Below are 26,405 nucleotides of genomic sequence, written 5' to 3'. Positions count from 1 at the left end.
CGAAGTTTATCCGGCTTCCTTCCCGCGCTCTTCGTACGTTGGCAGTGCCGCTGGGGGGACGGAACCTCTGAAGGAAGGCATGCCCACATGTCCGAAGCAACCGCCGCATCCACCCCCACGACCGTCGTCACCGGCTCCACCGGTCGGCTCGGCGGGCGCGTCGCCCGGCGGCTGGCCGAGCGCGGCGTCCCGCAGAAACTCCTGGTCCGCAACCCGGAACGCGCCCCTCGGCTGAGCGCTGCCGTGGCCGTGCGCGGCGCGTACGCGGACCGGGACGCCGTGCGGGAGGCCCTCGCCGGAACCCGCACCCTTTTCATGGTCTCCGCCTCCGAGAGCGCCGACCGGCTCACCCAGCACAAGGCGTTCGTGGATGCCGCGGCCGAGGCGGGTGTGCGGCACCTGGTGTACGTCTCCTTCTACGGCGCGGCACCCGACGCCACCTTCACCCTGGCGCGCGACCACTTCCACACCGAGCAGCACATCCGCGCGAGCGGACTGGCGTACACCTTCCTCCGGGACAACTTCTACGCGGAGTTCGTCCCGGACCTCGTCGGCGAGGACGGCGTCATCCGCGGCCCGGCCGGAAGCGGGCGCGCCGCGTTCGTCGCCCAGGACGACATCGCCGACGCGGCCGCCGCGGTGCTGTCCCGGCCCGACGACCACGTGGGCCTGACGTACGACATGACCGGACCCGAGTCGCTCTCGCTGGACGATGCGGCCGCCATCCTGTCCGAGCAGCTCGGACGCGCCGTCACCTACCGGCAGGAGACGGTCGAGGAGGCCTACGCCTCCCGCGCCTCCTACGGCGCTCCGGACTGGCAGGTGGACGCCTGGGTGTCCACCTACACCGCCATCGCCTCCGGCGAGCTCGACGGCGTCAGCGATGCCGTGCCCCGCCTCACCGGCCGTCCCGCCACGCTCCTCGCCGATGTCGTCCGTGCCGTCGCGCGCTGAGGCACACTGCCGCCCACACAGGAAGCTTGTCGGTTTTTGACTATCAGCAGTCCACATTCTGCGGAGAAAACCGATGCCGTCGGCCTAGTTTGAACACATCGCCGCCGGAACCATCGATCCGTCCCGGCCGGGCCCCCGAGCAAGGAAGACAGTCATGAGCAACGCGAAGAACACCGTCCTTCAGGCCGCCGCCGAGCTGTTCCGCGACAAGGACCCCTCCGCCGTGGACCGCTGGGTGGCCGCCGACTACAAGCAGCACAGCGCGCTCGCCGCCGACGGGCCCGAGGCCCTGCGCGGGCTCGTCGGCGGCCTGGGCGAGGACTTCCGCTACGAGGGCGCCCGGGTCCTCGCCGACGGTGACCTCGTCGCCCTGCACGGCACGTACCACGGCTTCGGTCCGGACCCGCTCGTCGGGTTCGACGTCTTCCGCGTCGACGCCGACGGCAAGCTGGCCGAGCACTGGGACGCCCTGACACCGCTGGTCAAGGACACCGTCTCCGGCCGCTCCCAGACCGACGGTCCCGCGGCCGTCACCGAGACCGACCGGACCGACGCCAACCGCGCCCTGGTGGCCGAGTTCGCCGAGAAGGTCCTCGTCGGGGCCGACTACTCGGTGCTCACCGACTACATCTCCACCGAGACCTACCACCAGCACAACACCGAAGCCGCCGACGGCCTCGACGGCTTCGGGGCGGCCGCGGCCAAGTGGGCCGAGCAGGGCAAGAACCTGGTCTACAAGAAGGTCCACCGGATCATCGCCGAGGGCGAGTTCGTCCTGACCCAGTCCGAGGGCGAGTTCGGCGTGGCGGTCGCCTACTACGACCTCTTCCGGGTCGCGGACGGCAGGATCGTCGAGCACTGGGACGTCATCGCCCCCGTCCCGGCCGAACTCCCACACGGCAACGGCCTGTTCTGACCGTCCCGTACCGCCTTCCGGGCCTACGACACGGCTGAGGGCCGGACCGGCGAGCCGCGCGTCGGCACACACGAAGAAGTGTGACCCACCCATCGATGGCCCTGCCCCGCGTGCGCCGACGCGCGGTGCCGGGCCATCGGCACACCTCGTTCACCCGCACCACCCGGAGCCTTTGATGAAGTCGATCCGTGTCGGGGCCGAATCCGTCGCCGGGACGGAGACCCGGTCCTCCGCGCTGCCCCTGGCCGCCTACCGATCCGCCGTCGCCCTCGACGAGCCCTTCCGTCCGACGGCGGCCCCGGCCACAGCCGATCGGCTGGACGCCCATGTGCGTTCGGCACTGCGCCTGCTCGGTGCCGATCCGGCCGTGTCCCGGTCGGGGTTGCGGCCCGACATGCTGCGGCACCTCACCGATACCGAAACCGGCGCAAGCACCGAAACCGGCACCGGCGCAGCCACGGCCCGTCGGATGCTGCGCGCCCTGCTGACCGTACGCGATCCCGGTCCGCTGCCGGAGGGAACGGACCGGGATCTGGACGCGGTCCTCGGCGCGGAACGGGACCTACGGCCCGCCGTCCCGGCACTCGAACTGCCCACCATCGGCGAGGAGTTCCCGGGCACGGCCCACCCCGGCGCGACCGAGACCGTGCTGTGGCGCGGAGACATCACCACGCTGGCCGCCGACGCCGTGGTCAACGCCGCCAACAGCCAGCTGCTCGGCTGCTTCCGTCCGATGCACCCCTGCATCGACAACGCCATCCACAACGCCGCCGGGCCCCGCCTGCGCGACGACTGCCACACGATCATCGTGGGACAAGGAGCCCTCGAACCCACCGGTACGGCCAAGATCACCCGGGGCTACCACCTGCCGGCCCGGTACGTCCTGCACACCGTCGGTCCTGTGCTGCGAGGCCGTCCGCAGGCACGGGACGCGCGGTTGCTCGCCTCCTCCTACCGGGCGTGCCTCGACCTCGCCGCCGAGGTGGAGGCCATCCGCACGGTCGCGCTGTGCGCCGTCAGCACGGGCGTCTTCGGCTACCCCAAGGCCGAGGCGGCACCCGTCGCGCTCCGCACCGTCGCCGACTGGATCGCAGCGCGTCCCGGCCGGTTCGACCGCGTGATCTTCACCGTGTTCGGGGAGGACGACGAACGGGCCTACCGGAACGCCCTCGGCGGCGACGGACGCACGGGGCCCGCGGATGCCCACGGCCCGCTTCCGTCAGCGGGACGGTAGTAGGCGGAGGCGGCCGTCGCCGCCATCGGGTGGTGCGGGGCCGGACTGCTGCTGACCGCCTACGCGACGGCCTCGACCGAGCGGATCCCCGCCGGCGGTCGCGGCTTTCAGGTGTGCGGCGTCCGCCGTGCGACAGCCGTGTGTGTACGGGCCGGTGGGACCTCAACGGTGAGTCGGGCGCGGGGGTCGCGGCGCATGGGTCCATGCGGTCTGCAGTGCCGTCCCCGGTGCCGTCGGCCCGGGACCGGCGGCTGGGGTCGGCCGCCCCGGCCCGCCGGCCGCGCGCAGGCGGGCGCGGACGTGGACGGCGTCGCTGTGGCCCAGTTGTTCGAGGATCTCCAGGGCCTCGCGCAGGACTCGGCGGCCTCGTTCGTGCTTGCCCGCGTCGAGCAGGGCGTCGCCGAGGTGGGCGAGGGTCTCGGCCACCTCGTAACTGTCGGCGCGCTCCCGCCGTAGCCGCAGGGCCTCCTGGAGACAGGCGATCGCCTCGTCGTGCTCGCCGAGGTGCCGGTGGGCGAAACCGAGGCTGTCCCAGGTCGCGCCCGCGCCGTCGGGGTCGTCGAACTCCTGGAGGATCCGCAGGGCCTGCCGGCAGTACTGGACAGCCCGGTGGTGGTCGCCGAGGTGCGAGAGCTGCCAGCCGATCTGGTTGAGGACCCGGCCCTGCCCGACGGGATGACCGGCGGCCTTCAGCAGGTCCAGGGCTTTCTGCGCCTGGTCCAGCGCGAGGCTGTGTCTGCCGAGCCGACCCAGCACCGTGCTGAGGAAACGAAGGGCCTGGGCCTGTCCGAACGTGTCGCCGAGATCGAGGCAGAGCAACAGCGAGCGGCGCAGCGCGCCGACGGCTTCGACGTACCGGCCCTGCCGGGAGTGGACGCGGGCGAGGTTGCGCAGGGTTCGGGCCTCGCCGGGGGTGTCGCCGGCGCGCCGGGCGGCGTCCAGGGCGAGCAGATGGGTCTCGGTCCACTCCGGCCAGCGTCCGGCGACGTCGAAGAAGCTCACCATGGCGCAGGCCAGTTGCCAGGCGTGGGTCTCGAAGCCGGTACGGGCGGCGGCTGTTCGTACCGCCTCGGTCAGGTTGGACAGCTCTGTGGCGAACCAGGCAAGGGCCGAGCCGTAGGTGTCGGGCCGCTCGGGGGCGGTCCCGGGGGCGGGCCCGGTGGCACGGATCGGCTCCCGGTGCGGGCTGAGCGCCTCGGTGGCCGCCACGGCACTGTGCAGGTAGTGGTCGAGGAGGCAACGGAGGGAGGCGTCCCGATCGGTCTCCGCGTCGAGGGTGTCGGTCAGTTCGCCCGCGTAGACGCGGAGCAGGTCGTGGAGGGTGTAACGGCCGTGGAGGTGCTGGCCGATCAGATGCGCGTGCTCCAGTTCGGCGAGGGCGGCACGGGCCGCACCGGGAGGCAGCCCGTACAGGCTGGTGGCCGCCTCCCTGGCGATGTCGGGGCCCGGGTGCAGCCCGAGCAGCCGGAACATCCGCGCCGCCTCCTCGCCGACCAGGCGGTACGACCACGAGAACACGCCCCGTATGTCCGTCGACGGGTCGCCCCCGGTGAAGGGAGCGAGACCGGCACCGGCCTCGCCCAGCTCCCGGGCGAATCCCGACAGGGGGAACGCCGGGTTCATCTCGGCCCGGGCGGTCACGATCGACAGCGCCAGCGGCAGCCGGGCGCACCGGCTCACGATCTCCGCCGCCGCGCCGGGTTCCGCCGCGACCCGGGCCGCGCCGAGGCGGCGGGCCAGCAGGTGTCGTGCCTCGTCCTCGGTCAGCAGGTCGAGCGGGAGGGGTTGGGCGCCGTCGCACGCGACCAGCCCCGTCAGCCGGTTGCGGCTGGTGACCAGGGCCAGGCAACCGGGCGAGCCCGGCAGCAACGGCCGTACCTGCTCGGCGTCGCGCGCGTTGTCCAGCAGCACGAGGATCCGCTTGCCGGCGCAGAGGCTCCGGTACAGCCCCGTCTGCGCCTCCGCCTCCCCGGCGAGCTGCTCGGCGGGGACGCCGAACGCCTCCAGGAATCCGCGGGTCGCCTGCCCGGAACTCATCACCGACTCCGCCGGATGGAACCCCCGCAGGTTCACGTACAGCTGCCCGTCAGGAAAATGGTGAGCGACCCTGGCCGCCCAGTACACGGCGAGAGCGGTCTTCCCGACGCCGGCGGTGCCCGCGATGGCCGAGATGACGACCGTTCGGGGTCCGTCGAGCCTGTCGCGCGGGTCCTGGTGGAGGGCGTGCTGACCGTCGGCGTGCCGCTGCCCCTCGGCCTTCCGTACAGGACCCAAGAGAGTATCCAGTGCGCGCAGTTGCTCGGTTCGGCCCACGAACCCTGCCAGTGGCGAGGGGAGTTGGGCGGGCGCCGCCCAGCCGGCTCTTGCTCCTGGGGGCTTCGGCGCGGCCTTCGGTACCGGGTCCGTACAGGTCGTGTCCGTCGCGGCTTGCCGGAATCGTCGAAGCGGTTCGCCCACCAGCGCAAGGGCGTCGGCCAGTTGCCGTACGGTGGCGGGTCTCGGCCAGCTGATCCGGCCGGTCTCCAGGTGGCTGATGGTGCGCACACTCACACCCGCCCGCTCCGCCAACTCCTCCTGGGTGAGACCCAGCAGCCGTCGGTGCTCACGCAGCAACTCCCCCAGCATCGGCACCCCCTGGTACAGCCCGGCGACGACAAGGACTCCCGCTCGGTCGCCTCAACTGTCCCCTTTCCCGCGCGCCTTCCGAGAGGTGCCATCGAGCCAGTTGCCGAGAGCGCGGGCGGTGATCGGCGCCGGGCATACTCGGCAGGATGAGATCGATGGATCCTTTCCGTGAGGAAGCCCGTGGTCGTGGTGTGCCGGAGGACGAGATCGAGCGGTGGCTCGGGACCGTCCGTCCCTGCGTGACGTTGACTCCGGTGGGTCAGGCCCCGTTCGACGGCGCGGTGGCCGGGCGGCTGGGTGGGCTGCCGCCGATGGCCGAGGGCGAGCCCGTTCCGGACCTGCCGTTCCTCGCCTCGGTCGACCTCGCGGCCGTCCCGTCCGGCTCGACGGATCTACCGCTGCCGCAGGACGGCACGCTGCTCTTCTTCGCGGACACCGAGGAACCGTGGGACGGCGACGACTGGTACCGGCTCGTGTACGTCCCGGTCGGCACGCCCGTCTCCGAACGCGCTCCGGGTGGGGACTGGCCTCCGCAGGTCCTTCCGGTCCAGGACCTCCGTCTGTCGCTCGATCCCTCCCTGCCCAACCGCGCCTCCGGCACCGAGGAGTTCCCGCACGGCGATGAGCTGGGCTCGGTGTGGTGGAAGACCTCCGGCGAGATGCAGACGGACGGTCCCGTGCAGTGGGGCGGCTGCCCCTGGGTCTGGAACGCGGATCCCCTCACCGAGCACGATCACGGCCCCGGCGACCGGGTCCTGCTCGCGGAGGTGGGCGGCGAGGACGTGACCGAAGGTGAACTGGGCATCGACCACTGGGTGATACGCCGGGACGACCTGTCCGCGGGCCGCTTCACCGAGGCACGGGCCTGCTACGACATGGCCGGTTGACGCGGGCGGGTCGTCCTGTGCTTCCGTCGGCTCAAGGGGTTTGTTCCTCGTCGTCGTACTCGCCGAAGCGCCACGCGACGACCATCTCTCCAACGGGGTCACGAGCACGGTCCTGACGCATGGGCGGGGCGGCGACGCCGAAGGGTGACGCCGCCCTCGCGGGGGTCAGCGGCAGAGTGCCATGACGGTGTCGTCGAAGTCGGGGAACTCCTTGGTGGCCAGCTCGATCACGGCCGCGGCCGGTTGACGGTGGTCCGGTGCGAACTGTTCAGCGACGGCCGTCAGCTCGTGATGCGGACTGGGTGTCCAGTCGGGTTCGTACGAGGTGGCCGCCTCCCAGGGGCCGAAGCCTCCCGCCAGCAGCCACAGGAAGTCGCCCAGGTCACGGGCCACCACACCGGTCTCTCCCTCGGAGCCGAGGAAGACGACGGGTTGATCGGCCAGGGGCAGGCCGGGCCGGATCAACCAGAACGCCGCGTACCCGCCCGTTCCGTCCTGGCCGAAGACGCGGAAGGCCTCGCCGTCCAGTTCGTCGTTTCCCGTCCATGCCCGGAACCACTCGGTGGTCTCCTCGGCGGACAGGAACACCTCGAAGGGCTCGAAGTCGACCCCGTCACCGCCCTCGTATGCGGACGGAACGGCCAGGGCGGCGGCGAGCGCGGCGGGGAAACGGCGGTCATCGGCGGGCGTCACTCGCACATGCTAGCGACAAGACGTCTACCGCGATCAAACTCGGGTCAACGGTCAACGGTCAACGGGCAATGCGGCGTCGAGGGCGTAGCTGTTGCCGCGCAGCACGACCAGCCGGGTTTCCGCAGTGCCCACCATCACGACGATCACGCTACCGACGGCCGGTGCTCCGGTGGGGGCGTTGTGCCCGTCACCGTCGTCGCGGTCGACACCGTCGTCGCGGTCGTCGGGGTCAGGCCGACGCCCGGGGTCGGCAGCCCTTCACCCAGCAGTGCGGCCACGGTCTCCGCGCAGCCTCCGCAGCCGCTTCCGGCGCGGGTGCGGTGCCCTATCGCCTCCGGGTCGGCGCAGCCGTCCCGGACCGCAGAGCGGACCGTGCCCGCCGGGACGTTGTGGCAGTGGCAGATCACCGTCTCGTCCGGCACCGGTCCGAGGGCCGCCGACCGCCCTGGCAGCGGTCCGGGGAGGACGAGCTCCTCGACGGGGGCGGGCAGTGGACGGTCGCTGCCCACGAGGTCGCGCAACGCCGCGTAGCCGGAGGAGTCCCCCACGAACATCCCGCCGAGCAGCCGCCCGTCGCCGGACACGCGCAGGCTGCGGTACACCCCGGCCCGCGTGTCGAGGTGCGTCGCCTCGAAGCTCCCGGAGGTCCCGGAGGTCCCGACGGCGTCGACGGCGTCGAACCCTCCGGTCCTCGCCTCCCCCGGCAGGTCGCCGAAGGAGGCGACCACGACGCCGAGCAGCTTCAGCCGGGTCGCCGTGTCCCACCCGGTGAAGGTCTGCGTGCCGCCGGTCAGCCGGTCGGCGACCACCCGGGCCATGGCGTTGCCCGGAGCCAGCATGCCGGGCGCGCGTCCGTCGGGGGTGAGCGCGCAGTCCCCGATGGCGTACACGCGCTCGTCCTCGGTGCGGCAGGTCCCGTCGACGACGATGCCGCCCCGCTCCCCCACGGCGAGTCCGCAGGACCGGGCGAGTTCGTCGCGGGGCCGCACCCCCGCCGCGAACACGACCACGTCGGCGCGGACGGCCACGGGTGACGCACCGTCCGGTGACCGGAGCCGTACGCCGACGGCCCCGTTCCCCGCGTCGGTGTCGACGGCGGCGAGACGGGTGTCCGTGTGGACGGCGATGCCCAGGTCCTCGATGTGCCGGCGCAGCGTCCAGCCGCCGTACTCGTCCAGTTGACGGGGCATCAGCCAAGGGGCCGACTCGACGACCTGGGTGGTCAGCCCGAGGGTCCGTAACGCGCCCGCGGCCTCCAGTCCCAGCAGCCCGCCGCCGATCACCGTGCCCACCCGCGCTCCTGTCGCGTCGCAGTGGGCGCGGATGGCCCGTACGTCCGCGGCCGTCCGGTAGGCGAAGCAGCCGGTGGCGTCGGCTCCGGGTACGGGCGGGACGAGGGGGCGGGAGCCGGTGGCGAGGACCAGGTGGTCGTAGTCGATGACGCGGCCGGTGGCCGTGGTGACGCGGCGCCGGCGGCGGTCGATGGCGACGGCGGGGTCCCCGAGGTGGGTACGGATGCCCGTGCGGTCGGCGAGGCCGGGCTCACCGAGGAGGATGCCCGTGGGTCCGGTCCGCTGGAGGAGGCGGTTCTCCGGGTCGGCCTCCTGGAGGTACCGGGAGAGTTGGAGGCGGTCGTAGGGCGGTACGTCCTCCTCGGCGACCACCGTGACCCGCCGGTGCCGTAACGCGCCGCGTGCGTCCAGGGCCGTCAGCAGGGTGTGGGCGACCATCCCGTGGCCGACCAGCACGAGGTGGCCGGTCATCCGTCGCCCCCGAGTGTCGAGACCAGGTGGAGGCGGTCAGGTGGCAGCGGTCCGGTCGTCTCGTAGGCCCGGCGCACGGTGTCGACGGTGGACAGATCGCCGAGCAGGATGCCGCCGACGACGCGGTCGTCGCGGGTGACGATCTTCTTGTAGACGCGCCGCCGGTCGTCCGACACGGACAGCACATCGGTCCTGGCAGCAGCCCGGAGGCCGGCCCCGATCGCGGTGGTGGCCTCGCCGAACACCGCCAGGTCGACGTCCTTCGTGATGAGCCGGGTGAGGGTGCGGGCGCCCGTGAACCGCGCGTGCCGGTCGTGTCCGGACAGCCTGGCCGCGAGCACCTCGGCCTGCTGCCAGGCCGGCACGGCCGTGTCGTGCACGACCCCGCGGTGCTCGGCGCAGTCCCCGATGGCGTACACGTCCGGATCGCCGACACTGGCCAGCGTGTCGGCGACCACCACCCCGGACCGCACCGGGAGCCCCGCCCTTCGCGCAAGCCCGACGCGCGGTCGCGTACCACTGGTGAGCACGACGAGGTCGGCGCCCACCACGTCCCCGTTCCCGAGCCGCACCCCGGGGCCCTCGGGGCCGTCGGGGCCGTCGGGGCCGTCGACGGGTCCCGACGCGGGCGTTCCCGTCCTGACCGTGACGCCCGCGTCCTCCAGGACGCCCCGGAGCAGGGCTCCGGCTCTCGTGTCCAGGTGACGGTGGAGCAGGTGGGGGCCACGGTGGACGAGGGTCACCGGGAGGGTGCGGGCAGCGAGGGCGAGGGCGGTCTCGACGCCCAGGAGTCCGCCGCCGACGACCACGGGCGCGCCGGCGTCGGCGTGGTCGTCGGTCAGGTGGCGGCAGCCGCCCGGCCCCGGGCGGCTGCGGGGCCACGGGTGGCGGGGGCGGCTGCCGGTCGCCAGGACCAGTGCGTCGTAGGTGTGTTCGGTGCCGGTGGAGTCGACGACGGTGCGGGTGGCCCGGTGCACGGTCACTGCGCGGACGCCGGTCCTCAGGTCGATGCCGGGCGGCAGGGGCAGGGCGATGTCCTCGGGGTGGTGGCGGCCGGCGAGGACGCCGGTCAGGAGCGTGCGGTTGTAGGCGGGGCGTTGTTCGCCGTCGAGGACGGTGATCCGGATGTCGGGGTTCAGGGCCGTCAACCGTCCGACGAACCGGGCTCCCGCCATGCCGCAGCCGACCACGAGGACGCGGCGCGCGACACCGTCTTCCCTTCCCACGGACACCTCTCCCACGGACACCTCCAGGAACCGATCGACCGATCACAGGGCCTGTGCGGCGGTCGCCGCGGGCGGCGTTCCCGTCGGACGGGAACGGGGCGCGGCCACCGGTGCCACGCGTACGGCGCAGACCTTGAACTCGGGCATGCGCGAGACGGGGTCGAGCGCGGGGTTGGTGACGGTGTTGGCCCGTCCCGGCCCGGACCAGTGGAAGGGCATGAACACCACGTCCGGGCGGATGTCCGCGCTCAGCCTGGCCGGGGCCGTGGCCGTGCCCCGCCTGCTGGTCACCGTCACCGGCTCGCCGTCCGCCACGCCGAGCCGGGCAGCCGTGGCGGGGTGGATCTCGACGTACGGCCCCGGCGCGGCGGACTGTGAGGCGGCCACCCGGCGGGTCTGCGCGCCGCTCTGGTAGTGGGCCAGCAGCCGTCCGGTGATCAGGTGCAGTGGATACCGCTCGTCGGTGGTCTCGGCCGCCGCCCGGTGGTGGACCGGCACCATGCGGGCCCGGCCGTCGGACGTCGCGAAGGACTCCAGGAACAGCCGGGGCATTCCGGGGTGTTCGTCCGCCGGGCACGGCCAGAACACCCCGTTCTCCGCGGTGATCCGTTCGTAGCTGATCCCCGCGTAGTCGGCCCGGCCACCGGCCGACGCGGCCCGCAGTTCGTCGAAGACGAGGCGGGGATCGGCAGGGAAGCCCTCGGTCCGGCCGAGCCGGGCCGCGAGGGCGGAGAGGATCTCCAGATCGGTGCGCACCTGTGCGGGCGGCTCGACGGCCTTGCGGCGCAGGATCACCCTGCCCTCCAGGTTGGTCAGGGTGCCGGTCTCCTCCGCCCACTGGGCCGACGGCAGGACGACGTCGGCGAGTTCGGCCGTCTCGGACCGTACGACGTCGACGACCACCAGCAGGTCCAGCTCCCGCAGCCTGCGCTCCACGTGGTCCGCGTGGGGCGCCGACACGACCGGGTTGGAGCCCATGACCAGCAGGGCCCGGACCCCGTCGGGCGTGCCCGCGGTGTCGAGCAACTCGTAGGCCGAGGTACCGGGGCCGGGTAGTTCCCCGGGCGTGACGCCCCAGACGCGGGCGATGTGTTCCCGCGCCGCCGGATCGGTGAGGCTGCGGTAGCCGGGCAGTTGGTCGGCCTTCTGCCCGTGCTCGCGCCCGCCCTGTCCGTTGCCCTGGCCCGTCAGGCAGCCGTATCCGCTGTACGGCTGGCCGGCCTTGCCCAGGGCGAGACAGAGGTTGATCCAGGCGTGCACGGTGTCGGTGCCCTTGCTGTGCTGCTCGCTGCCCCGGGCGGTGAGCACCATCCCGGTGGGCGCCTGGGCGAACATCGTCACCGCTTCGCGTATCCGGTGGGCGGGCACCCCGGTCAGTGCTTCGACGCGGGCCGGCCAGTACTCCGTCGCGGTGGCGCGTACGGCCTCGAAACCCGTGGTGCGGGCGGCGACGAAGTCCTCGTCGACGTGGCCGTCGGCGAGGGCGATGTGCAGCATGCTGAGGGCCAGGGCGAGGTCGGTGCCGGGCAGGGGGCGCAGGTGCAGGTCGGCGCGGGCGGCGGTGCGGGTGCGGCGCGGGTCCACCACGATCAACCGGCCGCCCCGGTCGGCCAGTCGGGTGAGGTGGCGCAGGGCGGGCGGCATCGTGTCGGCCGGGTTGGCGCCGACCAGCAGGAGGCAGTCGGTCCCGGCGACGTCGGCGAGCGGGAACGGCAGTCCCCGGTCCAGGCCGAAGGCCCGGTTGACGGCGGCGGCCGCCGAGGACATGCAGAACCGGCCGTTGTAGTCGATGGCCGACGTGCGCAACGCGACGCGGGCGAACTTGCCCAGCAGGTACGCCTTCTCGTTGGTCAGCCCGCCGCCGCCGAACACGCCGACGGCGTCCCTCCCGTGCGCGGTCTGCGTCGACCGGATGCCCGAGGCCACACGCTCCAGCGCCTCGTCCCAGGTGGCGGGCCGCAACGGCGCGCCCCGGCCGTCGCGGACCAGCGGCGTGGTGAGCCGGTCCGCCGGATCCAGCAGGTCGGCGGCGCTCTGTCCCTTGCCGCACAACGCCCCCCGGTTGACCGGGAACTCCGGCCACCCGGCGACCGCGACAGGCGCCGCGCCTCCCGGGTCGGGCCGCAGCACGGTCCCGCACTGCAGGGAGCAGTAGGGGCAGTGCGTGGGGACGCCGTCGGCCCGTTCGTTCATCGGAGCCCGCCCTCCACGGCCCGCGTCGGTGCCACGCGCCCGGTCGGGGGCGTGGCGTCCGGTCCGGACGCGGCCGCGAGCGGCGCCCGCGGTGATGTGGCCGCTCTCAGCAGCATCTCCTCGTACTCCTCGACGGGTTCGGGGTCGAGCACGACGGCCCACCACGGCCGGCGTGCGGCCCCTCCTCCGTCAGTACGGCGGTCCGGATGACGGTGTTCAGATCTGTCCGGACCACGGTGTGTTCAGATCTGTGCGGCCGACGGTGTTCAGATCTGTGCGGATGACGGCGCTCGGCTCTGTGCGGACGACGGTGCTCGGACCGGCGGTGCCGTCGCGGGAGACGAGAGGGTCGCCGACGGCTCTCGCTCGTGTGCGGCAGCGTCACCGGATGCGGTGGCTGTCCCAGAACGGGCCGAGGTCCTCGTCCGTCACCTCCTGGGCGGCCCTCTTGAAGGCGGGCGTGGTGGAGACGCCGTACCAGTGATCCTCCGCGTACCGCCTGAGGAGCCGGGCCATGGTGTCGGCGCCGAGCGTGCGTTCCAGGTCGGCCAGGGCACAGGGCCCGGCCGCGTAGATGAGGTGGTACTCGTCGCGGTGCTCGGACCAGTAGCCCATCGAGTTGGTCAGCGCGGCGCTGTCGCTCGGCCAGTGGACCTCCGACCAGCAGTCGCGGGTCTCCCAGCCGTAGAAGCGGGCGTTGGCGTACTGGGCGAAGCTCTCGTCCAGCCACGGTGAGGCGTACTCGTCGTTGCCGACGATGCCGTACCACCACTGGTGCGCCACCTCGTGGACGACGGCGCCGCCCTCCTCGGTGGTGCCGACCAGGACCAGGCCGGGGTATTCCATGCCGCCGCCGAACCCGCTGGTCATCACGAGGTCGATCTCGCCGTACGGGTAGCGGCCGTACTCCTCGCCGAAGCGGTCGATCGCGGCGACGGCGTCCGTACGGTTGAGGCGTACTCCCTCGGCGGGTGTGTCGCTCGCCCAGTACGACTTCACGCGGATGCCCCCGGGCGTGGTCTCCGTCGCCGTACGGAACGGGCCCGCCGCCCACGCGAAGTCCCGGACCCGGTGCGCGACGCTCAGCGTGACCGTACGGCCGCGGTCGCCGGGGAGGGCTTGGGTCCGACCGGTCGCGGGCACCTTCAGGGCCGTGGGGTGGTCGAGCCGGACGCGGAAGTCGCTCGCCAGGGCGTAGAAGCTCTCACCGAGTGCCACGTACGGGTCGAGGTGCCATCCCTGCGCGTCGTGCACGGCGAGTACCGGGAGGGCGTTTCCGAGGAAGCGGTGGGCGCCCTCGCGGCCGAAGCGCGCGTTGCGGTCGGGCACGGTGAGGGAGACGTCGAAGGCGACCGACGTCCACTCCCCGTGCCCGAGCGGCCCGGGCAGGGCGATGCGCAGGGCAGTGCACCGCACGGTGAGCGGGCCCGGTGTGCCGCCGTCGACGTTCGACACGGTGACGGGCGCGGGCGCGCCGGGCGAGCCGCACCGGTCCTCGCCGTTGCCCCACAGGCGGAGGTACACCTCGTGCAGCGGCTGACGGGAGGCGTTCCGGAACGAGACCCGCTGCCGTCCCGTCCAGTGACTGCCGTCGTTGTCGGAGCGCAGGGACACGTCGTATCGAGCGCCATCCGGCGTCGCGGCCGCGCTCGCTCCCGACCCGGCCGCCGCGCCGGCGTCCCGCGCGCCGGGACCGACCGCGAGGAGTTGCACCAGCAGGACGAGCAGGACACTCAGCAGACGGCGACCGGACGTGTCCGACCAGGTGATCGACGGCGACATGCCATCGGATCCTGCCACAACTCGGCCTGGGTTAAGCCGACTTGGAGGCGCTTTCCGTCCGGGCGTGACGGTGCCGGATGCTTCTGTGGCCTCCTCGGGGTGCTTGACTCTCCCACGGAGGGAGAGTCAAGAGTGGAGCGCATGCACAGGGACGACGCGTCACGGCTGACGTGGAGCATCGGCGCCGTGGCACGGCACGTCGGTCTGCCCGTGAAAGTGGTCAGGCACTGGTCGGACGTGGGCGTCGTGACACCGGTCGGCCGGACCGGCGGCGGGTACCGCCGCTATGACACCGCCGGTGTGGCCAGGCTGCACCTGGCCCGCACGCTGCGGGACCTGGGGATGGGGCTCAAAGACATCCGGGCCGCCCTGGACCGCGAGGACGGGCTCACGGAGGTGGCCGCCGCGCACGTCGAGGCGCTGGAGGCGCAGATCCGCCGCCTGCGAACCCATCAGGCCGTCCTGCGCACCGTCACCCGACGTACGACTCACGAAGGGCTCGCTCTGATGACCCGCACCGCCCACCTGTCCCCCGGCGAACGCCGCGAGCTCGTCCACGACTTCCTCACCGGCACCCTCGGCGATCTGGATGTGCCCCACTTCCGCGAGGGTCTCCTCGATGCCGGTTCCGACCTGCCGGAGGATCCCACCGACGAACAGGTGGAGGCCTGGCTGGAGCTGGGCGAACTCATCGCCGACGGGGACCTGCGTCCCGCGCTACGGCGCATGGCCGAGTACGCCGCCCGTCAGGGGCGGGGAGTTCGAGAGGCCTCCGCCGCAGAGGAGATGCGCGCCCTCACCGACACCTGGACCGCGCGTGTCCGCGAGGCGATGCGGGCCGGCACGGCGGCGGACTCCCCGGCCGCCGACCGGGTCGTCGCCGACGTCGTCGCCGCCTGGCTGCCCAGTCGGGCGAACACCGATCCCGCCGTGGTCTCCGACGGCGCCGAGGCCCGCGCGCTCCTGTGCGAGCAGCTGACCGCCGCGGCCGAACCCGCCGTCGAGCGCTTCTGGCAACTGCTGTGTGTCCTCGGCGGCCGACCCGCGCCCGCCGGCATCGCGGAGGAAGGCCGTTGGCTCGTCACCGCGCTGTACGCCAACCCCGCGCCCGGCGCGCGTGACGCCGCGCTCGAAGCCCTGTACGCGGACGACACCGACCCTTGGCCCGGCGGTGTCCTGAACGCTTTCACGCGCGTCCAGGACACCGTTCACACCCTCGTGCGCGCGGCGACGCCGGACCGGTTCGGACTGCCGACGCCCTGCGCGGCATGGACCGTACGGGACCTGCTCGACCATCTGGTGTGGGAGAACATCATCTGGGGTGGTCTGGCCCAGGGCACGCCCCCGGCTGTCGGCCACACCGAGGACCACCTCGGCGACGACCACGTCGCGGCCTTCGCGACGGCCGCCGCCGGGGCTCGTGAGGCCTTCCTGCGACCGGGCATGCTGGACCGCGCCTTCGGTCCCGCTCCCGGCCGTCGCGTGGTCGAGCAGCTCCTCGTCGAACTGCTCGTGCACGGCTGGGACCTGGCGACCGCACTCGGCCTCGACCGCGATCTGGAGCCGGACATCGCGCGGGCGGCCCTGCCCGTCGTCCGGAAGATCCACGGCACCCTGCCCCGCACCGCCGGCGGCTCCATCGCCCCGGTGCGGCCCGCACCCGGACACGCCCCGGCCCTCGACCGGGTGGCCGCGTTCCTCGGCCGCGGGATCCCCGGGTGAACAACCCTGCGGGTCAATGCACCTGGCGCAGGCCGGAAATGACACGGTCGAGCGCTGCCCGGCCCGCGGGTCCCCAGGTCGGCTTGCCGCCGGGAAGGCCCCGGTCTCCGTTCCGGCCCATGAGCATGAGGAACAGGCACTTCATGGCGGCGAGCCCGCGGGCGCGGCGGATCGTCGCCTCGTCCGCGCGCGCGTACACGTCGAAGAACCGTGAGGCGGCGCCCTCGGGGAGGATGACCCAGGCGGCCGCGAGGTCCCACGCCGGATCTCCGGCGAACATGTCACCGAAGTCGACCACGCCCGTCAGCGTCCCGTCCGCGACGACGACGTTCGCGGGATGCAGGTCACCGTGCACCCACAGCGGCGGACCCTCCCACGCGGGGGCCGCGACGGCGTCGTCCCAGACGGCCCGGACCTCGTCGGCCAGGCCGCCGAGGGGTACGGCGTGGAAGAAGTGGTCGAAGCCGCCCGTGCACTCGCTGGGGTGACCGCCGCGGTCCGTACTGACCGGCGCATCGGCGGGCGCCTCCACGTGGAGCGCCCCGAGGAAGTCCGCCAACGCCTCGGCCGCGTGGTCGCCGCGGCTGAGGGTGCTGTGGTCCAGTGGCTCGCCGGGGACCCAGGTCACGATGGTCCACGGCTTCGGGAAGCGCGCGGACGGTACGCCGGCGCGTACGGGTCTCGGCACCGGCAGCGGCAGGCGCGGGGCCAGGACGGGGAGCCAACGGCGCTCCCCGCGCTGGAGATCCGGGGCACGTTCCGTGCGCGGCATGCGCACGGCCAACTCGTCCCCGAGACGCCACATGTGATTGTCCCAGCCGCCCGCCACCTCTCGGACGGGCAGCCCGGCGAGGTCCGGATGCTGGTCCCGGAGAAGATCCCGCACCAACTCCGCGGTGATCTCGGTCTCGGTCTGAGTCTCGGTAGCGGTCTGGGTCCGGGTCTCGGTCTGGGGCTCGGCATCGGTCATGCGGCGCCACGGTACGAGATCCAGTAACTCCCGCGATTGACCGGTCAATTGCGGAATTGTATGGTCAAGGTGTCGGGGCAGGACAGGAACCACGTCGCCAGTCGGCGTATTCGAGGAACGGACTGGTCAGTTGGCCGCGCCGCTCTACGTTCGGATCAGACGACAGATCGAAGCGAGGATCCGGGCCGGGGAACTGCCTCCCGGCACCCGGTTGCCGACCGAGAAGGATCTCTCCGTCGAGCACGGTGTCAGTCGCGCCACGGCGCAACGTGTCCTCAACGACCTGGCGGAGGCGGGGCTGGCGATCCGCCGACGCCGTCACGGTACGTTCGTCGCGGACGTGACCCGGCAGATCAATCTGCTCAACTTCGTCACGCCGGCGACAGCCGCCAAGGGCACACCGGGCCGGCACGAGGTCGTCTCCGCGCGGATCGTCAGGGCCGCCGACGCGGTCCTGCCCCTCCCTGACGCCGCCGCCGACACGGCCGTGGTGGAACTGGTCCGCCGCAAGCTGAACGTGCGCGAGGAGCCGCAGTCGGTCGAACGGCACGTGGTGCTCTTCGCGGCCGCGCCCGACCTGCTGAACGAGAACCTGGAAGACCTCGTCACCCTCCCGTATCTGCGGCGGCAAGGCGTGCCGATCGACGCGATCCGGCTCTACCTCGACCCGGTGGTCCTGGGCGAGCAGGACGCCGCACTGCTGAACAGCGAGGTCGGCACACCGGCGTTGATGCGGCGCAGGGAGTTGCGTGCCGAGGACGCGACCACCGTCGAGGTGGTCACGACGCTCGTCCGTCCGGGAACCGCCGAGTTCTTCCTGGAGCTGCCGGTTCCGGCCATGTGAGCACCAGTCGCCTCCGGAAAGGGGATGCGCGAACCATGAAGGTCATCATCATCGGTGCCGGTGTCCTGGGCGTGAGCGTGGCGAGGGAACTCGCCGTCGCCGGCCAGGACGTTCTCCTCCTCGACCAGCGGGGAGCGGGCACCGGCACGAGCGCGACCACCTTCGCCTGGACCAACTCCAGCCGGAAGCCCGACCCGGCCTACCACCGGCTGAACCTCGCGGGCATGGAGGAGCACGCCAGGCTCGCCGAGCGACTGCCCGGTGCGCCGTCCTACTTCCCCAGCGGGGCGCTGCAGTGGGCGGACGCCGCGAACGAACAGCGGCTCGCCGACAACGTGGGACGGCTGCGCTCCCTCGGCTACCCCGTGCACTGGGTCACGGCCGACGAAGCCACGCGGACCGCGGGCGAACTCCGCGTCCCGGCGACCATCACCTCCATCGCGCACTTCCCCGGCGAGGGATACGTACTTCCGGAGCTCTTCGTGCGGAACCTGCTGGCGGACGCCGAACGCCACGGGGCCACCTACCTGATCGGTGAGGCCGAGGCCGTCGACGACGGGCCGGGCGGAGTCGCCGTCACCCTGGCCGGAGGCGAGGTCCACAGGGCCGATCGCGTCGTCCTGGCGGCGGGCCGCTGGACCCGACGGCTCGCCGCCCGGGCCGGCATCGACATCCCCATGGTCACGGACACCGGTCGAGGAGCGCAGACCGTCGGTCTCCTCGGGTACGCCACGTCTCCCGCCCTCGACCTGCGCTGCGTGATCCACAGCCCGGGCCTCAACCTCCGCCCCGCCGCCCACGGGGGTACCGTCCTGCAGGCCCTCGACCTGAACGCGGACGTCGACCCGGCAGACCCGCCGTCCCCCGACGGGGACCTCGCGCGCACCCTCGCCGGACGGTTCTCCGCGCTGCTGCCCGGCCCCCGCCGGGAACCGGAGATCGACCTGCGTGTGGGCCTCCGCTCACTGCCGGCGGACGGCCACACCGTCGCCGGCTACGCCACCGCGCGGTCCCGCGTCTACTGCCTCGTCACGCACAGCGGCGTCACGCTGGCACCGGTGCTGGGGCGCCTGGTCGCGGCAGAGCTCACCACCGACCAGGAGCAGAGCCTCCTCGGGTCCTTCCGTCCCACTCGGTTCGAGGACGTGGCCCGCTCGGACATCGAGGTGGACCAACGGGCCGTCGGGCTGGGCGAGCAGTAGGGGTGAGGGCCGTACGCGTGCTGTCGCGTCCGGCGTCATATGCGTACAACCCTTTGCGCACCCCGAGGGTCGTAGGGGCGTCCGATCATCAGACAGGAGCATCACGTTGCGCGCTCGCACCCTGCCGGTGGCCACGGCCGCCGCCCTCGCCCTCGCCGTCTCCGCGCTCGGCGCGCCCTCGGCCGGCGCGGCGCCCTCCGGTCGGGCGGACGACTTCAACGGCGACGGCTACCGCGATCTCGCCATCGGCACGCCCAAGGCGAGCGGCGGTACGGTCACGGTCCTCCTCGGCTCGGCCTCCGGCGTCAGCCGGACCCGGTTCGTGAACGTCACCCAGAACACGCCCGGCGTGCCCGGCGCCTCGGAGAGCGTGGACAAGTTCGGGGAGAACGTCACCAGCGGCGATGTGAACCACGACGGCTACGCCGACCTGATCGTCGGCGCGCCCGGCGAGGAGGTCACCGGCAAGCCGCGCGGCTCGGTGACGATCGTCTGGGGCGGCGCGAAGCCCTTCACCTCAGGCGGCGTCGCCCTCACCGCCCCGACCGCCGGGGCGGCCGGCTTCGGCGAGGGCGCGGCCTTCGCCGACCTCGACGGGGACGGCACCGCCCAGCTGGCCGTCGTCGGTACCGACACGTTCTGGTGGTACGGCGACGGGGGGCCCACACAGGACGGCGCGATCGCCCCCGAAGTCGACTTCCTGCCGGACGGCGTACGGCTCGACGGCATCGTGGCCGGCCACTTCTCCTCGAAGGACGGCGGCAACGGCTACGAGTACCTCCTGCACGGCAGCCGGACCGAGCCCGACGGCTCCCCCGCCCCCGGCTACCTCGGCGTGCTGCGCGGCGGGCCCGGCGACATCGGCTCCGCGCACACGGTCCTGGGCGACGACGGGACGACCGGCTCGCCGGCATGGTGGTCGTCGGCGGTCGCGACGGGCGACATCGACGGCGACGGGTACGAGGACCTGGTCGTCGCCGACGCCGCGGGCGCCGCGGGCGGTTCGTTCACGGTGCGGTACGGGTCGGCGTCCGGTCTGCCGCTCAAGGGCCGCACGTACCACCAGGACAGCCCCGGGGTCCCCGGCACCGACGAGGTGTACGACGCCTTCGGTTCCGCGCTGGCCCTGGGCGACGTGACGGGCGACGGCCGCGCGGACCTCGCGATCGGCGCCCCCGGCGAGGGCGTCGACGGCAAGCGCACCGTCGGCAACGTCGTCCTCCTCAAGGGCAGTTCGAGTGGTCTGACCACGGCCGGCGCCCAGTCGTTCCACCAGGCCACCGCGGGTGTGCCCGGTGCCGCTGAGGCCGGCGACCACTTCGGCTCCTCCCTGGGCCTGCGCGACATCAACGGCAACGGCAAGGCCGACCTCGCGATCGGCGCGTACGGCGAGGACGTCCTGCCGGACGGTTACGACGACGGCGCGGGATGGGTGCTGCGGGGCGCGGCCGCCGGCCTCACCACCACCTCGGCGACGTCCTTCAACGCGACGGACTTCGGATACCCGGTGGTGGCGGGCCGGAAGTTCGCGAGCGTCTTCGCCCGCTGAGACCGGCCGCACGGCGAGGCCGCTCAGGTCGTGGAGCGGGAGTGCACGCTGACGGCATAGCCGCAGCCCTCCTCGTAGGGGTCGCCGCTCCACGTGGCGTACCGCCGGCGGAGGGTCAGTCCGGCCTCGGCGCACCACTGGTCGAACTCCGTGAGGGTCACCGTCGGTTCCGGCAGCGGAAGGTGCGCCGCGTCCAGGCCCATGCCTGTGACCAGCAGCCCGCCGGGGCGCAGTACGGCGGCCAGCTGCCGGACGACCGCCGCCTCGGTGCCGGGGGCCAGGAGCGGGATGACGTTGCCGGCGGCGATCGCCAGGTCGTAGTCCTGTTCCAGGCCGAGGGTGTCCAGACGGGCCAGGTCGCCGAGGAGCCACTCCTGTGCGGGGGCTTCCCGGCGGGCGACGGCGAGCATCGAGGGGTCGATGTCCACGCCGGTGCAGGAGTGGCCCAGTTCGGCGAGCCGGATCGCGATCCGGCCGGTGCCGCAGCCGGCGTCGAGCACGCGGGCGGCAGGCCCTGTCGGCAGAGTCGCGCAGAAATGGGCCTCGCCGTGGACGTCGTGGCCCGATGCGGCGAGCCGCGCGAAACGCCGGGCGTACTCCTCTCCGGCCTGTCCGCCGGTCAGTTCGGCCCAACGGTCGCGATCTCCGGTCATGTTCAGCACACCTTCCGGTCAGCCTCCACCGTGCGGACAGCCCCGCCGCCGCGCCTGGCCGAGGAGACGGCCATGGCCACGGTCCCGAGCCGAAAGGATCTTAACGGTGCGGACCCCGGCCGGGCCCGTACGGCCGCCGTCCCCCGGCCCGACGCCGCTTCGTGGTGGTGTCGACGCTCATCGTGGGGGGGGTGTTGCGCTCTCAGTCGGATGCGAAGATCGTCTTCTTCTGCCGCTCGATGGACGAGAGCAGGCTGTCGACGCCCTTGGGGTCGCGGATGAACTTCTGCAGCGCCGGCTGCATCACCGTGGAGGTGAAGTCGGGGCGACTGTCCCGGTCCATGAACTGCGTCAGTGTCTTCGCCCCGCTGATCATCTCGAACGCCTTCTGCTGGAGCGGCGAGTACGAGGAGATGTCGGCTTTCCGTGACGCGGCCACCACGCTGGGGTCGGCCTTGAGGTAGATCTGCTCCGCCTCGGGGGTGCCGAGGAACTCCATGAGCCTGACGGCGCCGGACTTGTTCTTCGGGGCCCTGCTCATCATGAAGCCGTCGGTCGGCGCCTCGACGGTGTCCTGCCCGTACGCCGGGTCGATCTCCGGGAAGGCGAAGAAGTCCAGGTCGTCCAGGTCGGCCTTGTTGGTGAACTGCTGGCCCACGAAGGTGCCCAGCAGGTACATGCCCGCCTTCTTCGACACCAGGGTCTGCGCCGCGTCCTGCCAGGTGCGGCCGACCGCGCCCTCCTGGTGGTACGGCAGGACCTCGCTCCAGTGGTCGAAGACGGCCTTCACCTTGGGGTCGGTCCATGAGGCCTTGCCGGCCATCAGGTCGACGTGGAAGTCATAGCCGTTGGTACGGAAGTTGATCTGGTCGAACGTGCCGAGCGCGGGCCAGGCGTCCTTGTCGCCGAAGGCGATCGGGACCAGCCCGTCCTTCTTCATCCGCTTGCACAGCGCCACGAACTCCTCCCAGGTGGTGGGGACTTCGTAACCGCGCTGCTGGAAGACGCTCTTGCGGTAGAAGACCGCCCAGGGGTACGTGGTCATCGGCACGAAGTAGTACTTGCCGTCCTCGCCCCTGCTGAGCTTCCTCATCGCGTCGGGGAAGTTGCCGCCGATCTTGTCCCACACCTCGTCGATAGGGGTGGCGAGGCCCTTGGCCGCGAAGAACTGCATGCGGTAGCCGGCGAACCAGTTGAACACGTCGTCCGGCGTGCCCTGCAGATAGGTGTTGATCTGCTCCTGGAACGTGTTGTGGTCCTTGGTGTTCACGTCGACCGTGATCCCGGACTGCTTCTCGAACGCCGCGTAGATCTCGGCGAACGCCTTCTTCGGCACCGCGTCCGACGCGTTGGAGCCGACAGTGACGGTCTTGGCGTCGGCGGCGGTGCCGCCGCTGCCGCCACAGGCGCTGAGCAGCGGTATACCGGCACCCAGTACCGCGGCTCCGCCGAGTCCGCGAAGCACGGAGCGACGGCTGGTGCCGGGGGTGGACCGGCCGAGAGATGAATGGTGCATTTCGGCTCCTGACAGGGCTGCCGCACCTGAGGCAAGGCACGTCGGCCCGAAGGGGGTAGAACGGAAGGACGGTTGTCGACACGACCAAAAACCAACGCGATCGGACATATACGATCGGCAATTGCGAGGAAGCGTGAACGTTCCGGAGACCCTCTGTCAAGACTTTGCGCCGAACACCTCTCACCGGCCGCGACCGCCCCAGACTGCCCGGACCCTCGCCCTGACATGGCACAACCTGCCCGCCAGGACTCTTGACGCGCGACCGCCGGATGCGTAGACATGACCGCGCGGTCAGATCGCGCGGTCATGTCGTTGACCTTGTTCGATGCGGCAACATGACCCTCTGACCTGGACACACGGCCATCAGGAGACCTCATGACACCAGGAGCGGAGCGCGGCGCGGGCGCTCCCGCGCCGCGGAGCGCGGACGTCGCCCGGCTGGCCGGGGTCTCCCGCAAGACGGTCTCACGCGTCCTCAACAACGAGCCGTACGTCTCCGACGAGGCCCGCCGCCGCGTCCTCGCGGCCGCCGAGGAACTGGGCTACCGGCTCAATCACGCCGCCAGGGCCCTGGCCTCCGGACGCACCCGCTCCATCGGCGTCGTCGCGCTCGGCACCACCGGGTACGGAACCGCCTCCCTGCTCGTACACATCGAGCGGGCGGTGCGGGACGCCGGTTACGCGCTGCGCGTCGTCAACACGCCGGACGGCGACCCCGAAGGCATCGCCGGTGCGCTGCAGTCGCTCCTCGAACAGGGTGTGGACGGCGTCGTCGTCTCCGAGCCCATCGTGGAGGGAAGTATTTCCGTCCGCCTCGACGTGCCCGTCCTCTTCCTCGGAGCACCGCCGGCCTTCACCTCCACCCGGACGGTGACGGTCGGTGTGGGCGCCCACGCACTCGCTCAGGCGGCGACCGAGCACCTGCTGGACCTGGGACACACGACCGTCCACCACCTCGCCGGTCCTCGGCGGTGGTACGCCACCAAGGACCGCATCCAGGGGTGGCAGACGGCACTGGCGGCACGGGGCGCGCACGAACCTCCTCTGCTGAACGGTGACTGGTCGGCGGCCTCCGGGTATGCCGCGGGCCGCGAGCTGGCCTCGGACCGGTCCGTGACCGCGGTGTTCGCCGCCGGCGACGAGATGGCGATCGGCCTGATCCACGCGCTGCGGGAGGCCGGACGTCGGGTGCCGGAGGACATCAGCGTCGTCGGCTTCGACGGCAACCCCGTCTTCGCCTACGTCTCCCCTCCCCTGACCACCGTGCGCCAGCCGTTCGAGGCCGCGGCCGGGGAGGGCATCCGCCTTCTCGTGCACGCCATCGAGCAGCCCGACACCGCCCCGCCGCCGGCGGGCGACCTACCCGTCGAACTCGTCGTCCGCGGCTCGACGGCGCCTCCGCCGCCTCGTCCCGGTCGACCGACCCCGTAGAGACGGACCGCGAGAGCGATTCACACAAAAACCAACAGCCGGGCCCGCCGACGACCCAAGTCGGCGGGCCCGCGGCACCATCACGATCGCCCGCACCCGGCGCCGCACCACCCGTAGTTGGGGGTTCTTCCCTCATGTGCCCGCACCGCTCCCCGCCCACGATGTTCAAGCACAACCAGTCAGTGGTCAGTGGTCAGTAGTAGTGGTCAGTGGTCAGCAGGGGGAAGAGGAGGAGCATTGAAGACCTCGATGCGCACAGCGGTGCAGGTCGGCGTGACGAGCGTGGCGCTGGGGGCGGCGACGGTGCTGTCGGCGGGTCAGGCGCACGCCGCGACGGGGGTGCGCGTGGACACCGTTCGCCTATACGTCAGCGCAGTGGCGGGCAAGGCCAACGACCTGTCCGTCACCCGGTCCAGCAACACGGTCACCATCAGTGACGGCGGTGACGCCGTCCTGGCCGGATCGGGCTGCACACAGGTCGACCGTGACACCGTGAACTGCCCGTACGACGGCCGCACCCTCACGCTCGACATGGGGGACCTCGGTGACATGGTCCTCGTCACCGGCAATCTGTCCGCCAACATCACCGGCGGCACGGGCGACGACATCATCACCATGGACTACACATCCACCGCGAGGACCTTCCTGGACGGACAGGGCGGGCACGACACCGTCTTCGGCGGTGCCGGGGTCGACAACATCACCGGTGGCGCCGGGGACGACGTCATGTTCGGCAGGAACGGCGACGACCGCCTCGTCGCCGGCGACTCCACGCCCGGCAACGACCGCTCCTTCGGTGACGCCGGCACCGACACCTGCACGGGAGACGCCAACGACCTCAAGGACAGCTGCGAGCGCTGACCGTCCCCGCGCCCGGGCCGTCGTCGCGGCGGGCACCCCGCACCCCTGGACTTCGACCCCATGGGAGGGCACCCGCCGCTTCGTCGCCCCGGTCGAACGGGATCAGCGGGCTGTGGCTCAAGGACGTAGGGCCACCGGCGCGAGCTAGTTCGTACGGGGCGTTGGTGAGCGGGGCGCCGCACTCGTCCTCGGTGCCCAGGTACAGGGAGCCTGTTCCGAGGTCACGGAGCCACGGGGTCCCGAGCCCGGTGCCGCGGTGCAGCGGTGCCTCTAGCCCGACATGCGGCGCCATTCACGTCCGCCGTCGTCGGAGACCCACAGCCCCTCGTCCCGCACCAGGTCGTACGTCGCCGTCGTCGCGTCCACGATGCCGTAGAGGGTGGTGCCCTCGACGGTCAACGACGTGAACTTCGCCGGGGTCTCGATTTCACGGAAGGCGCTGTCGGCGGGGGCGGCGGCGAGCCAGTAGCGGCCGCCCACCTCCCCGACGAGCAGTCGTCCGTCCGCGAGCACCTCCAGGACGAACAACTCCTGGCCGCGCCCCAGGTCGTTCCAGGGGATGCCGCCCGCGAGGACCGTACGCCAGTGTTCACCGCCGTCCGACGTCAGCAACAGGCCGCGCACGCCCTCGTCCGTGTCCAGGGCGACGGCCGCCGTGCCACCCCGCGCGGCGAGAGCGGCGACCCCGTACGCCTTCGGCACGGCCTCCGAGCCGAGCGTGCGACCGTCACGCTGCCACACCACGCGATGCGGCTCCTCGGACAGCGACTGATCGAGACTCCAGACCGTGCCCCGCTCGTCCACGGCGACATGAACGGCCTCGTCCGGCAGTCCGGCCGGAGGTGCCACGGTGCGGGTGGCGGGGCGGTAGACGAGGGCCGACTCCACCTCGGAGAGCAGGACGTCGCCTGGGCGGGTGCGCAACGGGGTCTCGGTGAGGGCGAGTTCGGCCCGCTTTCCCCGGACATCGAGGGTGTACGCTCCCCGGTCCCCCGGCACCTGTACGAAACCGCCGCGCACTCCCCTGAACACGGGCTGCACATCCTCCGCGTCGGCGTGCTCCGCGTGTTCGGCGACCGTACGGCCGTCGGGGCCGACGATGCGCCAGGCAGTCGCGGCCGGGCCCTCGTCGTCCTCGACGTTGTTGGCTTCGTACGTCAGCAGCAGCGAGCCGTCGCCCGCGCTCACCACACCGGAGGGAGCCCCAGCCGCCTCGATCACGTCGGCGGGGCTCGGGTGAGGATCTTCGATGACCCGTTTGTACGTCGACTCACGGTCGCCTGAGGTGGTGCCGGCGTCCCCGCCCTCCGGACCGCAGGCGCCCAGTACCAGCACCGCACCGACCAGGGCGCCCAGCCCGGCCGTCCGCCGACCACCCCTCCTC

General features: G+C 72.3%; 21 protein-coding genes. 10 read left to right on the top strand and 11 right to left on the bottom strand.

The window, feature by feature from the left end; all coding sequences use genetic code 11:
- Positions 1 to 87: 87 nt before the first annotated feature.
- The 3 genes from P1P70_RS03465 to P1P70_RS03455 all read left to right on the top strand — a co-directional run bounded on the left by P1P70_RS03465 (position 88) and on the right by P1P70_RS03455 (position 3,104).
- A complete protein-coding gene (locus tag P1P70_RS03465; protein WP_319234452.1) occupies positions 88 to 954 on the top strand; it encodes an SDR family oxidoreductase in 867 nt (288 codons plus the stop codon).
- 154 nt (positions 955 to 1,108) lie between these two features.
- A complete protein-coding gene (locus tag P1P70_RS03460) occupies positions 1,109 to 1,870 on the top strand; it encodes a nuclear transport factor 2 family protein (protein ID WP_319234451.1) in 762 nt (253 codons plus the stop codon).
- Positions 1,871 to 2,045: 175 nt separating this feature from the next.
- Positions 2,046 to 3,104 (top strand): macro domain-containing protein, encoded by a 1,059-nt coding sequence (locus tag P1P70_RS03455; protein WP_319234450.1) that lies wholly within the window; start codon positions 2,046 to 2,048, stop codon positions 3,102 to 3,104.
- A gap of 162 nt (positions 3,105 to 3,266) precedes the next feature.
- On the opposite strand, the gene P1P70_RS03450 is transcribed toward P1P70_RS03455, so the two are convergent.
- On the bottom strand, positions 3,267 to 5,729 hold the full coding sequence (locus P1P70_RS03450) for an ATP-binding protein (protein ID WP_319234448.1): 2,463 nt from the start codon (positions 5,727 to 5,729) through the stop codon (positions 3,267 to 3,269).
- Positions 5,730 to 5,884: 155 nt separating this feature from the next.
- Between P1P70_RS03450 and P1P70_RS03445 the strand changes: the two genes are divergently transcribed.
- A complete protein-coding gene (locus tag P1P70_RS03445; protein WP_319234446.1) occupies positions 5,885 to 6,616 on the top strand; it encodes a DUF1963 domain-containing protein in 732 nt (243 codons plus the stop codon).
- Between the two features lie 165 nt (positions 6,617 to 6,781).
- On the opposite strand, the gene P1P70_RS03440 is transcribed toward P1P70_RS03445, so the two are convergent.
- The 6 genes from P1P70_RS03440 to P1P70_RS03415 all read right to left on the bottom strand — a co-directional run bounded on the left by P1P70_RS03440 (position 6,782) and on the right by P1P70_RS03415 (position 14,273).
- Positions 6,782 to 7,309 carry an SMI1/KNR4 family protein gene (locus P1P70_RS03440; RefSeq protein WP_319234444.1) on the bottom strand — a complete coding sequence of 176 codons (528 nt, stop codon included), beginning with the start codon at positions 7,307 to 7,309 and terminating at the stop codon, positions 6,782 to 6,784.
- A 143-nt stretch (positions 7,310 to 7,452) separates the two neighbouring features.
- On the bottom strand, positions 7,453 to 9,072 hold the full coding sequence (locus tag P1P70_RS03435) for an FAD-dependent oxidoreductase (RefSeq protein ID WP_319234443.1): 1,620 nt from the start codon (positions 9,070 to 9,072) through the stop codon (positions 7,453 to 7,455).
- Positions 9,069 to 10,298: an NAD(P)/FAD-dependent oxidoreductase gene (locus P1P70_RS03430; protein ID WP_319234441.1), complete on the bottom strand. Its 1,230-nt coding sequence runs from the start codon at positions 10,296 to 10,298 to the stop codon at positions 9,069 to 9,071. Before P1P70_RS03430 ends, P1P70_RS03435 begins: the two co-directional genes overlap by 4 nt.
- A gap of 42 nt (positions 10,299 to 10,340) precedes the next feature.
- Positions 10,341 to 12,491 (bottom strand): molybdopterin oxidoreductase family protein, encoded by a 2,151-nt coding sequence (locus P1P70_RS03425; protein WP_319234440.1) that lies wholly within the window; start codon positions 12,489 to 12,491, stop codon positions 10,341 to 10,343.
- On the bottom strand, positions 12,488 to 12,643 hold the full coding sequence (locus P1P70_RS03420; protein WP_319234439.1) for a hypothetical protein: 156 nt from the start codon (positions 12,641 to 12,643) through the stop codon (positions 12,488 to 12,490). The genes P1P70_RS03425 and P1P70_RS03420 overlap by 4 nt, the downstream gene beginning before the upstream one ends.
- A 229-nt stretch (positions 12,644 to 12,872) precedes the next feature.
- The gene (locus P1P70_RS03415) at positions 12,873 to 14,273 is read right to left on the bottom strand and encodes a M1 family metallopeptidase (protein ID WP_319234438.1); all 1,401 of its coding nucleotides are present in this window, start codon (positions 14,271 to 14,273) and stop codon (positions 12,873 to 12,875) included.
- A 141-nt stretch (positions 14,274 to 14,414) separates the two neighbouring features.
- On the opposite strand from P1P70_RS03415, the gene P1P70_RS03410 reads away from it, so the two are divergent.
- Positions 14,415 to 15,995 (top strand): TIGR03086 family metal-binding protein, encoded by a 1,581-nt coding sequence (locus P1P70_RS03410; RefSeq protein ID WP_319234491.1) that lies wholly within the window; start codon positions 14,415 to 14,417, stop codon positions 15,993 to 15,995.
- A 13-nt stretch (positions 15,996 to 16,008) separates the two neighbouring features.
- Here P1P70_RS03410 and P1P70_RS03405 read toward each other — a convergent pair whose 3' ends face one another.
- Complete coding sequence (locus P1P70_RS03405) at positions 16,009 to 16,965, bottom strand: aminoglycoside phosphotransferase family protein (protein WP_319234437.1); 957 nt, start codon at positions 16,963 to 16,965, stop codon at positions 16,009 to 16,011.
- 130 nt (positions 16,966 to 17,095) lie between these two features.
- On the opposite strand from P1P70_RS03405, the gene P1P70_RS03400 reads away from it, so the two are divergent.
- The 3 genes from P1P70_RS03400 to P1P70_RS03390 all read left to right on the top strand — a co-directional run bounded on the left by P1P70_RS03400 (position 17,096) and on the right by P1P70_RS03390 (position 20,560).
- Complete coding sequence (locus tag P1P70_RS03400; RefSeq protein WP_319234435.1) at positions 17,096 to 17,809, top strand: GntR family transcriptional regulator; 714 nt, start codon at positions 17,096 to 17,098, stop codon at positions 17,807 to 17,809.
- 35 nt (positions 17,810 to 17,844) lie between these two features.
- The gene (locus P1P70_RS03395) at positions 17,845 to 19,011 is read left to right on the top strand and encodes an FAD-dependent oxidoreductase (RefSeq protein WP_319234434.1); all 1,167 of its coding nucleotides are present in this window, start codon (positions 17,845 to 17,847) and stop codon (positions 19,009 to 19,011) included.
- 106 nt (positions 19,012 to 19,117) lie between these two features.
- Positions 19,118 to 20,560: an FG-GAP and VCBS repeat-containing protein gene (locus P1P70_RS03390; RefSeq protein WP_319234433.1), complete on the top strand. Its 1,443-nt coding sequence runs from the start codon at positions 19,118 to 19,120 to the stop codon at positions 20,558 to 20,560.
- A 23-nt stretch (positions 20,561 to 20,583) separates the two neighbouring features.
- On the opposite strand, the gene P1P70_RS03385 is transcribed toward P1P70_RS03390, so the two are convergent.
- Positions 20,584 to 21,213, bottom strand: coding sequence for a class I SAM-dependent methyltransferase (locus P1P70_RS03385; protein ID WP_319234431.1), 630 nt, complete (start codon positions 21,211 to 21,213; stop codon positions 20,584 to 20,586).
- 202 nt (positions 21,214 to 21,415) lie between these two features.
- Positions 21,416 to 22,729 carry an ABC transporter substrate-binding protein gene (locus P1P70_RS03380; protein ID WP_319234429.1) on the bottom strand — a complete coding sequence of 438 codons (1,314 nt, stop codon included), beginning with the start codon at positions 22,727 to 22,729 and terminating at the stop codon, positions 21,416 to 21,418.
- Positions 22,730 to 23,104: 375 nt separating this feature from the next.
- On the opposite strand from P1P70_RS03380, the gene P1P70_RS03375 reads away from it, so the two are divergent.
- Both P1P70_RS03375 and P1P70_RS03370 read left to right on the top strand, forming a co-directional pair.
- Entirely contained in the window at positions 23,105 to 24,160 is a 1,056-nt protein-coding gene (locus P1P70_RS03375; protein WP_319234427.1) for a LacI family DNA-binding transcriptional regulator, read from the top strand.
- Between the two features lie 249 nt (positions 24,161 to 24,409).
- On the top strand, positions 24,410 to 25,021 hold the full coding sequence (locus P1P70_RS03370) for a hypothetical protein (protein WP_319234425.1): 612 nt from the start codon (positions 24,410 to 24,412) through the stop codon (positions 25,019 to 25,021).
- A gap of 270 nt (positions 25,022 to 25,291) precedes the next feature.
- On the opposite strand, the gene P1P70_RS03365 is transcribed toward P1P70_RS03370, so the two are convergent.
- The coding region (locus P1P70_RS03365; protein ID WP_319234423.1) for a hypothetical protein at positions 25,292 to 26,405 on the bottom strand (1,114 nt) is incomplete at its 5' end.

Origin of the sequence: Streptomyces sp. MB09-02B (genome assembly GCF_033794485.1) — a bacterium.
Taxonomy (GTDB): Bacteria; Actinomycetota; Actinomycetes; order Streptomycetales; family Streptomycetaceae; genus Streptomyces.
This window is presented reverse-complemented; position numbering and strand designations above follow the sequence as displayed.

What these genes read in the sequence shown, in the direction of transcription:
- P1P70_RS03465 (WP_319234452.1), top strand. Translation starts at nt 88, where the DNA reads ATGTCCGAAGCAACCGCCGCATCCACCCCCACGACCGTCGTCACCGGC.
- P1P70_RS03460 (WP_319234451.1), top strand. Translation starts at nt 1,109, where the DNA reads ATGAGCAACGCGAAGAACACCGTCCTTCAGGCCGCCGCCGAGCTGTTC.
- P1P70_RS03455 (WP_319234450.1), top strand. Translation starts at nt 2,046, where the DNA reads ATGAAGTCGATCCGTGTCGGGGCCGAATCCGTCGCCGGGACGGAGACC.
- P1P70_RS03450 (WP_319234448.1), bottom strand. Translation starts at nt 5,729, where the DNA reads ATGCTGGGGGAGTTGCTGCGTGAGCACCGACGGCTGCTGGGTCTCACC.
- P1P70_RS03445 (WP_319234446.1), top strand. Translation starts at nt 5,885, where the DNA reads ATGGATCCTTTCCGTGAGGAAGCCCGTGGTCGTGGTGTGCCGGAGGAC.
- P1P70_RS03435 (WP_319234443.1), bottom strand. Translation starts at nt 9,072, where the DNA reads ATGACCGGCCACCTCGTGCTGGTCGGCCACGGGATGGTCGCCCACACC.
- P1P70_RS03425 (WP_319234440.1), bottom strand. Translation starts at nt 12,491, where the DNA reads ATGAACGAACGGGCCGACGGCGTCCCCACGCACTGCCCCTACTGCTCC.
- P1P70_RS03415 (WP_319234438.1), bottom strand. Translation starts at nt 14,273, where the DNA reads ATGTCGCCGTCGATCACCTGGTCGGACACGTCCGGTCGCCGTCTGCTG.
- P1P70_RS03410 (WP_319234491.1), top strand. Translation starts at nt 14,415, where the DNA reads ATGCACAGGGACGACGCGTCACGGCTGACGTGGAGCATCGGCGCCGTG.
- P1P70_RS03405 (WP_319234437.1), bottom strand. Translation starts at nt 16,965, where the DNA reads ATGACCGATGCCGAGCCCCAGACCGAGACCCGGACCCAGACCGCTACC.
- P1P70_RS03395 (WP_319234434.1), top strand. Translation starts at nt 17,845, where the DNA reads ATGAAGGTCATCATCATCGGTGCCGGTGTCCTGGGCGTGAGCGTGGCG.
- P1P70_RS03385 (WP_319234431.1), bottom strand. Translation starts at nt 21,213, where the DNA reads ATGACCGGAGATCGCGACCGTTGGGCCGAACTGACCGGCGGACAGGCC.
- P1P70_RS03380 (WP_319234429.1), bottom strand. Translation starts at nt 22,729, where the DNA reads ATGCACCATTCATCTCTCGGCCGGTCCACCCCCGGCACCAGCCGTCGC.
- P1P70_RS03375 (WP_319234427.1), top strand. Translation starts at nt 23,105, where the DNA reads ATGACACCAGGAGCGGAGCGCGGCGCGGGCGCTCCCGCGCCGCGGAGC.
- P1P70_RS03370 (WP_319234425.1), top strand. Translation starts at nt 24,410, where the DNA reads ATGCGCACAGCGGTGCAGGTCGGCGTGACGAGCGTGGCGCTGGGGGCG.